Raw genomic sequence first — 12,196 nt, forward strand, 5'->3', positions numbered from 1 at the left:
AGCCGCGCCCCGAGCCCGCCGCCCCCGAGCGCCAGGGCTCCACCCGGCAGACGGCGGGCGAGCGCCCGGCCACGCCGCCCGCCGCCCGTCCCGCGGCCGGTCAGCCCGCGCGCTCCGGGGGTTCCTCCAACCGCGTACGCGCCCGGCTCGCGCGTCTCGGCGTCCAGCGGTCCAACCCGTACAACCCGGTCCTGGAGCCGCTGCTGCGGATAGTGCGCAGCAACGACCCGAAGATCGAGACGTCCACACTCCGCCAGGTCGAGCGCGCCTACCAGGTCGCCGAGCGCTGGCACCGCGGCCAGAAGCGCAAGAGCGGCGACCCGTACATCACGCACCCGCTCGCCGTCACGACCATCCTCGCCGAGCTGGGCATGGACCCGGCCACGCTGATGGCGGGACTCCTGCACGACACGGTCGAGGACACCGAGTACGGCCTCGACACCCTCCGCAAGGACTTCGGCGACCAGGTCGCCCTCCTCGTCGACGGCGTCACCAAGCTCGACAAGGTCAAGTTCGGTGAGGCCGCCCAGGCGGAGACCGTGCGCAAGATGGTCGTCGCGATGGCGAAGGACCCGCGCGTCCTGGTCATCAAGCTCGCCGACCGCCTGCACAACATGCGCACCATGCGCTACCTCAAGCGCGAGAAGCAGGAGAAGAAGGCGCGCGAGACCCTGGAGATCTACGCGCCGCTCGCCCACCGCCTGGGCATGAACACCATCAAGTGGGAGCTGGAGGACCTCGCCTTCGCGATCCTCTACCCCAAGATGTACGACGAGATCGTGCGCCTGGTCGCCGAGCGCGCCCCCAAGCGCGACGAGTACCTCGCCATAGTGACCGACGAGGTCCAGTCCGACCTGCGCGCGGCCCGCATCAAGGCGACCGTCACGGGGCGTCCGAAGCACTACTACTCCGTCTACCAGAAGATGATCGTCCGCGGCCGGGACTTCGCGGAGATCTACGACCTGGTGGGCATCCGCGTCCTGGTCGACACCGTCCGCGACTGCTACGCCGCCCTCGGCACCGTGCACGCGCGATGGAACCCGGTCCCCGGCCGGTTCAAGGACTACATCGCGATGCCCAAGTTCAACATGTACCAGTCGCTGCACACGACGGTCATCGGGCCCAACGGCAAACCGGTCGAACTGCAGATCCGCACGTTCGACATGCACCGCCGCGCCGAGTACGGCATCGCCGCCCACTGGAAGTACAAGCAGGAGGCCGTCGCCGGCGCCTCCAAGGTGCGCTCCGACGCGCCCCGCGCCACCGGCAAGGACGACCACCTCAACGACATGGCGTGGCTGCGCCAGCTCCTCGACTGGCAGAAGGAGACCGAGGACCCCGGCGAGTTCCTGGAGTCCCTGCGCTTCGACCTGTCGCGCAACGAGGTCTTCGTCTTCACGCCCAAGGGCGACGTGATAGCGCTGCCGGCCGGCGCCACCCCCGTCGACTTCTCCTACGCGGTGCACACCGAGGTGGGCCACCGCACCATAGGGGCACGCGTCAACGGACGCCTCGTACCGCTGGAGTCGACCCTCGACAACGGCGACCTGGTGGAGGTCTTCACCTCCAAGGCGGCCGGCGCCGGACCGTCCCGGGACTGGCTGGGCTTCGTCAAGTCGCCCCGCGCCCGCAACAAGATCCGCGCCTGGTTCTCCAAGGAGCGCCGCGACGAGGCCATCGAGCAGGGCAAGGACGCCATCGCGCGCGCCATGCGCAAGCAGAACCTGCCGATCCAGCGCATCCTCACCGGCGACTCGCTCGTCACGCTCGCGCACGAGATGCGCTACCCCGACATCTCGTCCCTGTACGCGGCGATCGGCGAGGGCCACGTGGCCGCGCAGGGCGTCGTGCAGAAGCTCGTACAGGCGCTCGGCGGCGAGGAGGCCGCCTCCGAGGAGATCGACGAGAGCGTCCCGACCGCGCGCGGCCGGGGCCGCAAGCGCCGTTCGAACGCCGACCCGGGGGTCGTCGTCAAGGGCGTCGACGACGTGTGGGTCAAACTGGCCCGCTGCTGCACGCCCGTCCCCGGCGACCCCATCATCGGCTTCGTGACGCGCGGCAGCGGGGTGTCGGTCCACCGCAGCGACTGCGTCAACGTCGACTCGCTGTCCCGCGAGCCCGAGCGCATCCTCGACGTCGAGTGGGCCCCCACCCAGTCCTCGGTCTTCCTGGTCGCCATACAGGTCGAGGCCCTGGACCGCTCACGGCTCCTGTCGGACGTCACGAGGATCCTGTCCGACCAGCACGTCAACATCCTGTCGGCGGCCGTCCAGACGTCCCGTGACCGGGTGGCCACGTCCCGCTTCACCTTCGAGATGGGCGACCCCAAGCACCTGGGCCACGTCCTGAAGGCGGTCAGGGGCGTGGAGGGCGTGTACGACGTGTACCGCGTGACATCGGCCCGCAGACCCTCGGACGCCTGACAGCGAACAGGAGGGGCTCCCGTACGGACCGTACGGGAGCCCCTCCTGTTTCCTTGCCGGCCCGGGTCGCGCCCCGCCCCTCAGGGGCGCGGGGAACTGCGCGCCCGGCCCTCACCCGCCCGCAGGCGAGAACCGGGCGTGCGGCGGAGCGTCACCCCCCGAACTCCTGCAACCCCTTCAGCGCCTGGTCCAGCAGCGCCCGGCGACCGTCCAGCTCCCGCTGGAGCTTGTCGGCCCTGGCGTTGTTGCCCGCCGAGCGCGCCGCCTCGATCTGGCCCTCCAGCTTGTCCACGGCGGCCTGCAGCTGACCGGTCAGACCCTCGGCACGCGCGCGTGCCTCCGGGTTCGTGCGGCGCCACTCGGTCTCCTCGGACTCCTGCAGAGCCCGCTCCACCGCCTGCATCCGGCCCTCGACCTTCGGGCGGGCGTCCCGCGGCACATGGCCGATGGCCTCCCAGCGCTCGTTGATCGAACGGAAGGCCGCCCTGGCCGCCTTCAGGTCCTGCACCGGGACGAGCTTCTCGGCCTCCTCGGCCAGCTCCTCCTTGAGCTTCAGGTTCTCCGTCTGCTCCGCGTCCCGCTCGGCGAAGACCGAGCTGCGCGCCGCGAAGAACACGTCCTGGGCGCCGCGGAAGCGGTTCCACAGGTCGTCCTCGTGCTCGCGCTGGGCGCGGCCCGCGGCCTTCCAGTCCGCCATCAGCTCGCGGTAACGGGCCGCCGTCGGACCCCAGTCGGTCGAACCGGAGAGCGACTCGGCCTCCGCGACCAGCTTCTCCTTGGTCTTGCGGGCGTCCTCGCGCTGCGCGTCCAGCGACGCGAAGTGCGCCTTGCGGCGTTTGGAGAACGCCGAGCGCGCGTGCGAGAAGCGGTGCCACAGCTCGTCGTCGGACTTCCGGTCGAGCCGCGGCAGGCCCTTCCAGGTGTCCACCAGCGCGCGCAGCCGCTCACCGGCGGCCCGCCACTGGTCGGACCGGGCCAGCTCCTCCGCCTCGACGACCAGCGCCTCCTTGGACTGCCGGGCCTCGTCGGACTGCTTGGCCCGCTGCGCCCTGCGCTCCTCACGGCGCGCGTCGACCGTCTCGACGAGCTTGTCCAGCCGCTTGCGCAGCGCGTCCAGGTCCCCGACCGCGTGGTGGGCGTCCACCTGCTCGCGGATGTGGTCGATGGCGACCTGGGCGTCCTTCGAGGACAGGTCGGTGGTCTTCACCCGTCGTTCGAGGAGGCCGATCTCCACGACCAGGCCCTCGTACTTGCGCTCGAAGTAGGCCAGTGCCTCGTCGGGGGACCCGGCCTGCCAGGAACCGACGACCTGCTCGCCCTCGGCCGTACGCACGTACACGGTCCCCGTCTCGTCGACGCGGCCCCACGGGTCGCTGCTCACAGCGCCTCCTCCACATGATGCCTGCGTGGGGCGGCTCCGCCCCCGGGCATCGTCCACAGTTTCGTCACGGCCAACATAGGCGACCGGCAGGGCGGCTGTCCGCATCCCGCGCGACCGAAATTCCGCTGCTGGAGGTCAGGATTTCGTCACGGTCGCCTTGTCGATCACGACGGTCGCGTTGGGCGCGCCGTCGCCCTGGCCGGTGCTCTCGCCGGCGGCCGCGATTTTCTTCAGCACCTTCATGCCCGATTCGGAAATCGTGCCGAACGGTGTGTAGTTGGCGGGCAACTGACTGTCCTGGTAGACGAGGAAGAACTGGCTGCCGCCGGAGTCGCGGCCCTCCTTCGTCTGCGCGTTGTACTGGTTGGCCATCGCGACCGTGCCCGCCGGGTACACGTTGCCCTTGAGGCGCTTGTCCTTGAGGTTCTCGTCCGGAATGGTGTAGCCGGGGCCGCCCATGCCGGTGCCCTGCGGGTCGCCGCACTGGAGCACGTAGATGCCGTTCGTCGTCAGGCGGTGGCACTTGGTGTGGTCCAGGTAGCCCTTGCCCACCAGGAAGTTGAACGAGTTGACCGTGTGCGGGGCCTTCGAGGCCGGCATGACGATGTCTATCGCACCGCAGGTCGTCTGCAGCTTCATCGTGTAGTCCGCCGACTTGTCGACGGACATCGCCGGCTCCTTCTTGTAGCTCAGCGACTTCACCTTGCCCGCCGCGGCCTTGTCGCAGGGGTCCGGGGCCTTGCTGGGCGCGGAGGGACTCGGGGTCGCCGCCGCCGCGTCGGACTTGTCGGACTTGTCGTCGTCCTGCTTGAAGACCCCGGTCGCGTACGACACCACGCTGCCCACGACGACCACGCCGAGGACCGACGCGATCACCGCGTTACGAGCGCGGGCCTTGCGACGGGCGGACGTACGCCGCTGCTGTTGCCGCAAGAACTTCTCCCGGGCGAGCTGGCGCCGCCGCTGTTCCTGGGTGACCACCGGGTTATCTCCTCATGCGTCTCGTACGTCAGGTGGGACGCGTGCGTCTTGTGAGCCGACCGCCTGCGTGTGCCCCGTACCGTATATGGGTTCGCTGTGGTTCCGGCAGCGCCGGTAGGCTCTGGACCGCGGCGACGCCGTTCCCGCGTACGACATATCCCCGTACGGCACACCGTCCGTACGGCATACCGAAGGACGAACGTGCTCATTGCCGGGTTCCCCGCCGGGGCCTGGGGCACCAACTGCTATCTGGTCGCCCCCGCCGCCGGTGAGGAGTGCGTGATCATCGACCCCGGCCACCAGGCCGCCCCGGGAGTCGGGGAAGCGCTCGCCAAGCATCGGCTCAAGCCCGTCGCGGTCATCCTCACGCACGGCCACATCGACCATGTCGCCTCGGTGGTCCCGGTCTGCGGCGCGCACGACGTACCCGCCTGGATCCACCCCGCGGACCGCTACATGATGAGCGACCCCGAGCGGGCGCTCGGCCGCTCGATCGGCATGCCGCTGATGGGCGAGCTCACGGTCGGCGAACCGGACGACGTGAAGGAGCTGACGGACGGCGCCGCGCTGACCCTCGCCGGCCTCGACCTCACGGTCGCGCACGCACCGGGCCATACGAAGGGGTCGGTGACGTTCCGGATGCCCGGGGACACGGAGATCCCGCCCGTGTTCTTCTCCGGGGACCTGCTCTTCGCCGGCTCCGTCGGACGCACCGACCTGCCCGGCGGCGACATGGACGAGATGCTCGGCTCGCTGGCCCGGGTGTGCCTGCCGCTCGACGACTCGACCGTGGTGCTGTCCGGCCACGGCCCCCAGACGACCATCGGCCGGGAGCGCGCCACCAACCCGTATCTGCGGCAGGTGGCGGCGTCCGGCCCGGGAGCGGACCCGGCCTCCGCCCCCCGACGAGGAATGTGACGAGAGAACTCCGTTGAGCACCTTCAAGGCCCCCAAGGGCACGTACGACCTGATTCCGCCGGACAGCGCGACGTACCTCGCGGTGCGCGAGGCGATCGCCGCCCCGCTGCGCGGTTCCGGTTACGGATACATCGAGACGCCCGGGTTCGAGAGCGTCGACCTCTTCGCGCGCGGGGTCGGCGAGTCCACCGACATCGTGACCAAGGAGATGTACGCCTTCGAGACCAGGGGCGGCGACCGGCTGGCGCTGCGCCCCGAGGGCACGGCCTCCGTGCTGCGGGCCGCCCTGGAGGCCAACCTCCACAAGCTCGGCAACCTGCCGGTCAAGCTCTGGTACTCGGGCTCCTACTACCGCTACGAGCGCCCGCAGAAGGGCCGGTACCGGCACTTCTCCCAGGTCGGCGCCGAGGCGATCGGGGCCGAGGACCCGGCCCTGGACGCCGAGCTGATCATCCTGGCCGACCAGGCGTACCGCTCGCTCGGACTGCGCGACTTCCGGCTCCTGCTCAACTCGCTGGGCGACAAGGAGTGCCGTCCCGTCTACCGGGCCGCCCTCCAGGACTTCCTGCGCGGGCTCGACCTGGACGAGGAGACCCTGCGCCGCGCGGACATCAACCCGCTGCGCGTCCTCGACGACAAGCGGGACGACGTCCAGAAGCAGCTCGTCGGCGCCCCGCTCCTGCGGGACTACCTCTGCGACGCGTGCAAGGCGTACCACGAGGAGGTGCGCGAGCTGATCACGGCGGCGGGCGTCCCCTTCGAGGACGACGCGAAACTGGTCCGCGGCCTCGACTACTACACCCGGACCACCTTCGAGTTCGTGCACGACGGCCTGGGAGCGCAGTCCGCGGTCGGCGGCGGCGGACGCTACGACGGCCTGTCCGAGATGATCGGCGGCCCCGCGCTGCCGTCCGTCGGCTGGGCGCTGGGCGTCGACCGTACGGTCCTGGCGCTGGAGGCGGAAGGGGTGTCGCTCCAGCTCCCCGCCGCCACCAGCGTGTTCGCGGTACCGCTGGGGGACGAGGCGCGGCGTGTGCTCTTCGGCGTGGTGAACGAGCTGCGGCGCAACGGGATCGCGGCGGACTTCTCCTACGGGGGGAAGGGGCTGAAGGGGGCGATGAAGAACGCGAACCGCAGCGGGGCGCGGTACACCGTGGTCGCCGGCGAGCGGGACCTCGCCGAGGGGGTCGTCCAGCTGAAGGACATGGAGTCGGGCGAGCAGGCAGCGGTGGGAGTGAACGAGATCGTGGCGGAACTGGAGTCCCGCCTGAGCTGACCCGTCACCGTCCCCGGGGCGCAGCGCGATTGCGGGGGAGCCGTCGCGGGCCGGCCGCGCCCCGGGCGCCGACACCGTCAACCCCGCGACCGCCGACCCCCCTCCCGGGGGATTTCCGGCCGCCGGACGCGAAGGGGGGCGGCCCCTTATGCCCATCGAACGGTGGACACAGGCGCCTGTGCGGCACAATGACCGTACCCGGAAGGTCCTCTCGAGCTACGGAAACGGCGTGATGAGCAAGACGACAGTCAGGGAAGGCACCTCCACCGCCCAGGAAACCGCCCACGCCCCGCGGGCCGTGGGCGGCAGCCGCGCCCTCGCTCTCCTGCTGGTGCTCACCGGCGCGGCCGGCGTGCTGGCCTCCTGGGTCATCACCATCGACAAGTTCAAGCTGCTGGAGGACCCGAACTTCACGCCAGGCTGCAGCCTGAACCCGGTCGTCTCCTGCGGCAACATCATGAAGAGCGACCAGGCATCCGTCTTCGGGTTCCCCAACCCGATGCTCGGCCTCGTCGCCTACGGCATGGTGATCTGCGTCGGCATGAGCCTGCTCGGCCGCGCCTCGTTCCCGCGCTGGTACTGGCTGACCCTGAACGCGGGCATGCTGTTCGGCGTCGGCTTCGTGACCTGGCTCCAGTACCAGTCGCTGTACAACATCAACTCGCTGTGCCTGTGGTGCTGCCTCGCCTGGGCCGCGACCATCATCATGTTCTGGGCCGTCACCGCGCACAACGTCCGCCACGGCCACCTGCCCGCACCGGGCTGGCTGAAGGGCTTCCTGGCGGAGTTCGCCTGGGTGCTGCCGGTCATGCACATCGGGATCATCGGCATGCTGGTCCTGACGCGCTGGTGGGACTTCTGGACCGGCTGACACCGGAGAGCCCGCCCGCTCCGCGCTGTCGGTGGCGTGACATAGGGTTTCGGACGTGGAGCCCGACCTGTTCACCGCCGCAGCCGAAGAACGCCAGGAGAAGGACCCCTCCGGCAGCCCCCTGGCCGTACGGATGCGCCCGCGCACCCTCGACGAGGTCGTGGGGCAGCAGCACCTGCTGAAGCCGGGCTCGCCCCTGCGCAGACTCGTCGGCGAGAGCGGCGGGGGTCCGGCCGGACCCTCCTCGGTGATCCTCTGGGGCCCGCCGGGCACCGGCAAGACGACCCTGGCGTACGTGGTCTCCAAGGCGACGGACAAGCGCTTCGTGGAGCTCTCCGCGATCACCGCGGGCGTCAAGGAGGTGCGCGCGGTCATCGAGGGCGCCCGCCGCGCCACCGGAGGCTTCGGCAAGGAGACCGTCCTCTTCCTCGACGAGATCCACCGCTTCAGCAAGGCCCAGCAGGACTCCCTGCTGCCCGCCGTGGAGAACCGCTGGGTGACGCTGATCGCGGCGACCACGGAGAACCCGTACTTCTCGGTGATCTCCCCCCTGCTGTCCCGCTCGCTCCTGCTCACCCTCGAACCGCTCACCGACGACGACCTGCGCGGACTGCTCCGCCGGGCGCTCGGCGACGAGCGCGGCCTCAAGGGGGCCGTCGCCCTCCCCGAGGAAACCGAGGGGCACCTCCTGCGGATCGCCGGGGGCGACGCCCGTCGCGCCCTGACGGCCCTGGAGGCCGCGGCCGGTTCGGCGCTCGACAAGGGCGAGCCGGAGATCACCCTCCAGACCCTGGAGGAGACCGTCGACCGGGCGGCGGTGAAGTACGACCGCGACGGCGACCAGCACTACGACGTGGCCAGCGCCCTGATCAAGTCCATCCGGGGCTCGGACGTCGACGCGGCCCTGCACTACCTGGCCCGGATGATCGAGGCCGGCGAGGACCCACGGTTCATCGCCCGCCGGCTGATGATCTCGGCCAGCGAGGACATCGGCCTCGCCGATCCGACGGCCCTGCCCACGGCCGTCGCGGCCGCCCAGGCCGTCGCCATGATCGGCTTCCCCGAGGCGGCGCTCACCCTCAGCCACGCCACCATCGCGCTCGCCCTGGCCCCGAAGTCGAACGCCGCGACGACGGCGATCGGCGCCGCCATGGAGGACGTGCGCAAGGGCCACGCCGGCCCCGTGCCCACGCACCTGCGCGACGGGCACTACAAGGGCGCGGCCAAGCTCGGCCACGCGCAGGGGTACGTGTACCCGCACGACCTGCCCGAGGGCATCGCCGCCCAGCAGTACGCGCCCGAGGAGCTCAAGGACCGCGAGTACTACACACCGACCCGGCACGGCGCCGAGGCCCGCTACGCGGACGCGGTCGAGTGGACCAGGAAGCACCTGGGTCGAGGACGGTCCTGAGAACCCTGTAGACTCCCTCGCAGTGCTGCGTCCCGTGTCCGGCCCCGGTCGGCGCCTCAGGCGGGACATCCAGCCGGATCCTTCGATCCAGGAGCGTCGCGCACCGGTTGTAGGTGTCGCGGGCAGCCCACCACCACCCGGAGTTCCGGGACCGGTCGGTGGGCCGTTCGTGTGCTGCACGTATGTGCCCAGCCAGGGGAGCGGCTGCCCGGCATGTCCCCCGCGGACCTGACGGGAATCCCCGGTTGCGGATGCGACCTCCCGTAACCCTGAGGCAGCCGAAGAGAAGAAGGAAAAAAGTGGCGAACCAGTCCCGCCCCAAGGTCAAGAAGTCGCGTGCCCTCGGCATCGCGCTGACCCCGAAGGCCGTCAAGTACTTCGAGGCCCGCCCCTACCCGCCGGGCGAGCACGGCCGCGGCCGCAAGCAGAACTCGGACTACAAGGTCCGTCTGCTGGAGAAGCAGCGTCTGCGCGCGCAGTACGACGTGTCCGAGCGCCAGCTCGTCCGCGCCTACGAGCGTGCCGCCAAGACCCAGGGCAAGACCGGTGAGGCCCTGGTCATCGAGCTGGAGCGCCGTCTCGACGCGCTGGTCCTGCGTTCGGGCATCGCCCGCACGATCTACCAGGCCCGCCAGATGGTCGTGCACGGCCACATCGAGGTCAACGGCCAGAAGGTCGACAAGCCGTCCTTCCGCGTCCGCCCCGACGACGTCGTGATGGTCCGCGAGCGCAGCCGCAGCAAGACGCTGTTCGAGGTCGCCCGTGCCGGTGGCTTCGCCCCCGACGGCGAGACCCCGCGCTACCTCCAGGTGAACCTCGGCGCCCTGGCGTTCCGCCTGGACCGCGAGCCGAACCGCAAGGAGATCCCGGTGATCTGCGACGAGCAGCTCGTCGTCGAGTACTACGCCCGCTGACCGGACGCAGTCCTCGGTACCGGCTCCGCGCCCGCTCCGGCCCGTCGCCCCACCGCCCTCCGGGGCGGGCGGGGCGGCGGGCCGTCGCACGTCCGGCGGCCCGTTCGCGCGACTCCGCTCCCGGCGGGCGGTAATCCGGTACGGAGCGGCGGCCGTGGCGCGATAGGGTCGGAGGACGGCTTTTCGACGGTGAGGCACGACTTCAGGGAGCGGGTGCGCGGTGTCCGGTGGAGAGGTGGCCGGGATTCTGGTGGCCGTCTTCTGGGCGATCCTGGTCTCCTTCCTCGCGGTGGCACTCGCGAGGCTGGCCCAGACGCTCAGGGCGACCACCAAACTCGTCGAGGACGTGACCGAGCAGACGGTCCCGCTCCTCGCGGACGCCTCCGCGGCCGTGCGCTCCGCGCAGACCCAGATCGAGCGGGTCGACGCCATCGCGTCGGACGTCCAGGAGGTCACGTCGAACGCCTCGGCGCTCTCCACGACCGTCGCGTCCACCTTCGGCGGCCCGCTCGTGAAGGTGGCGGCGTTCGGCTACGGCGTGCGCCGGGCCATGGGCGGCCGCCGCGAGGACGTGCCCGCCGGGCCCGCGCGACGCACCGTGGTCGTGGGCCGCACCCTCCCGTCGGCGCGACGGGGAAAGCGGAAGAAGGACTGACGCAGCGATGTTCCGTCGTACGTTCTGGTTCACCGCGGGCGCAGCCGCCGGTGTGTGGGCCACCACCAAGGTCAACCGCAAGATCAAGCAGCTGACGCCCGAGAGCCTCGCGGCGCAGGCCGCGAACAAGGCACTCGAAGCGGGCCACCGCATCAAGGACTTCGCCCTCGACGTCCGTGACGGAATGGCCCAGCGCGAGGCGGAGCTCGGCGAGGCGCTCGGACTGAACGCCGGTGCCGAACTGCCGCCCGCCCGCCGCGCCGCGGCCATCGGGCAGGGCGACGACCCGGACCACCGCAAGAAGCCGCGGTACAGCGAGAACCCGCGGTACAGCGAGAACCCGAAGTACGTCGAGGGGTCGGCGTACTCGCACAACCGGAATGAGGACCACTGATGGAGTCGGCCGAGATTCGCCGCCGCTGGTTGAGCTTCTTCGAGGAGCGCGGGCACACCGTCGTGCCTTCGGCGTCGCTCATCGCGGACGATCCGACCCTCCTCCTGGTCCCGGCCGGCATGGTGCCCTTCAAGCCCTACTTCCTCGGCGAGGTCAAGCCGCCCTTCGACCGCGCCACCAGCGTCCAGAAGTGCGTCCGCACGCCGGACATCGAAGAGGTCGGCAAGACCACCCGGCACGGCACGTTCTTCCAGATGTGCGGCAACTTCTCCTTCGGCGACTACTTCAAGGAAGGCGCCATCAAGTACGCCTGGGAGCTGCTCACCAGCCCTCAGGACAAGGGCGGTTACGGCCTGGAGCCGGAGAAGCTCTGGATCACCGTGTACCTGGAGGACGACGAGGCCGAGCGCATCTGGCACGAGGTCGTCGGCGTCCCCAAGGAGCGCATCCAGCGTCTGGGCAAGAAGGACAACTACTGGTCCATGGGCGTCCCGGGCCCCTGCGGCCCGTGTTCCGAGATCAACTACGACCGCGGGCCCGAGTTCGGCGCCGAGGGCGGCCCCGCCGTCAACGACGAGCGGTACGTGGAGATCTGGAACCTCGTCTTCATGCAGTACGAGCGCGGCGAGGGCACCTCGAAGGAGGACTTCGAGATCCTCGGCGACCTGCCGAGCAGGAACATCGACACGGGTCTCGGCCTGGAACGCCTCGCCATGATCCTCCAGGACGTGCAGAACCTGTACGAGATCGACACCTCGATGGCCGTGATCAAGAAGGCCACCGAGCTGACCGGTGTCGAGTACGGCGCGGGCCAGGACTCCGACGTCTCCCTGCGCGTGGTCACCGACCACATGCGCACCTCCGTGATGCTCATCGGCGACGGCGTCACCCCGGGCAACGAGGGCCGCGGCTACGTGCTGCGCCGCATCATGCGCCGTGCCATCCGCAACATGCGTCTCCTCGGCGCCACCG

The 12,196-nt window shown here is 70.5% G+C and carries 11 protein-coding genes; 9 read left to right on the forward strand and 2 right to left on the reverse strand.

Annotated features, from left to right (window positions below; translation table 11 throughout):
• The coding region (locus KM933_RS37510) for a RelA/SpoT family protein (RefSeq protein WP_260334781.1) at nucleotides 1–2,423 on the forward strand (2,423 nt) is incomplete at its 5' end.
• A gap of 151 nt (nucleotides 2,424–2,574) precedes the next feature.
• On the opposite strand, the gene KM933_RS37515 is transcribed toward KM933_RS37510, so the two are convergent.
• The gene (locus KM933_RS37515) at nucleotides 2,575–3,804 is read right to left on the reverse strand and encodes a DUF349 domain-containing protein (RefSeq protein ID WP_221361645.1); all 1,230 of its coding nucleotides are present in this window, start codon (nucleotides 3,802–3,804) and stop codon (nucleotides 2,575–2,577) included.
• A 135-nt stretch (nucleotides 3,805–3,939) separates the two neighbouring features.
• Nucleotides 3,940–4,785, reverse strand: a complete 846-nt coding sequence (locus KM933_RS37520; RefSeq protein WP_221361648.1) for a peptidylprolyl isomerase — start codon at nucleotides 4,783–4,785, stop codon at nucleotides 3,940–3,942.
• Nucleotides 4,786–4,986: 201 nt separating this feature from the next.
• Between KM933_RS37520 and KM933_RS37525 the strand changes: the two genes are divergently transcribed.
• The 8 genes from KM933_RS37525 to KM933_RS37560 all read left to right on the forward strand — a co-directional run.
• Nucleotides 4,987–5,703 (forward strand): MBL fold metallo-hydrolase, encoded by a 717-nt coding sequence (locus KM933_RS37525; RefSeq protein WP_221361650.1) that lies wholly within the window; start codon nucleotides 4,987–4,989, stop codon nucleotides 5,701–5,703.
• Nucleotides 5,704–5,716: 13 nt separating this feature from the next.
• Nucleotides 5,717–6,979, forward strand: a complete 1,263-nt coding sequence (hisS, locus tag KM933_RS37530; protein WP_221361652.1) for a histidine--tRNA ligase — start codon at nucleotides 5,717–5,719, stop codon at nucleotides 6,977–6,979.
• Between the two features lie 232 nt (nucleotides 6,980–7,211).
• Complete coding sequence (locus tag KM933_RS37535) at nucleotides 7,212–7,850, forward strand: vitamin K epoxide reductase family protein (RefSeq protein WP_260334783.1); 639 nt, start codon at nucleotides 7,212–7,214, stop codon at nucleotides 7,848–7,850.
• A 55-nt stretch (nucleotides 7,851–7,905) separates the two neighbouring features.
• Nucleotides 7,906–9,261: a replication-associated recombination protein A gene (locus KM933_RS37540; protein ID WP_221361656.1), complete on the forward strand. Its 1,356-nt coding sequence runs from the start codon at nucleotides 7,906–7,908 to the stop codon at nucleotides 9,259–9,261.
• A gap of 299 nt (nucleotides 9,262–9,560) precedes the next feature.
• Nucleotides 9,561–10,175 carry a 30S ribosomal protein S4 gene (gene rpsD / locus KM933_RS37545; protein WP_055526293.1) on the forward strand — a complete coding sequence of 205 codons (615 nt, stop codon included), beginning with the start codon at nucleotides 9,561–9,563 and terminating at the stop codon, nucleotides 10,173–10,175.
• 220 nt (nucleotides 10,176–10,395) lie between these two features.
• Entirely contained in the window at nucleotides 10,396–10,830 is a 435-nt protein-coding gene (locus KM933_RS37550) for a DUF948 domain-containing protein (protein WP_221361657.1), read from the forward strand.
• Between the two features lie 7 nt (nucleotides 10,831–10,837).
• Entirely contained in the window at nucleotides 10,838–11,224 is a 387-nt protein-coding gene (locus KM933_RS37555; RefSeq protein ID WP_221361659.1) for a DUF6167 family protein, read from the forward strand.
• A partial coding sequence (locus tag KM933_RS37560; RefSeq protein WP_260334785.1) for an alanine--tRNA ligase-related protein occupies nucleotides 11,224–12,196 on the forward strand: 973 nt, incomplete at its 3' end. The genes KM933_RS37555 and KM933_RS37560, both read left to right, overlap by 1 nt.

This window comes from Streptomyces beigongshangae (assembly GCF_019710745.1).
Classification (GTDB): Bacteria; Actinomycetota; Actinomycetes; order Streptomycetales; family Streptomycetaceae; genus Streptomyces; species Streptomyces beigongshangae.

Excerpts from the sequence above, each read along its gene's own strand:
- KM933_RS37535 (WP_260334783.1), top strand. The coding sequence starts at position 7,212 with ATGAGCAAGACGACAGTCAGGGAAGGCACCTCCACCGCCCAGGAAACC.
- KM933_RS37555 (WP_221361659.1), top strand. The coding sequence starts at position 10,838 with ATGTTCCGTCGTACGTTCTGGTTCACCGCGGGCGCAGCCGCCGGTGTG.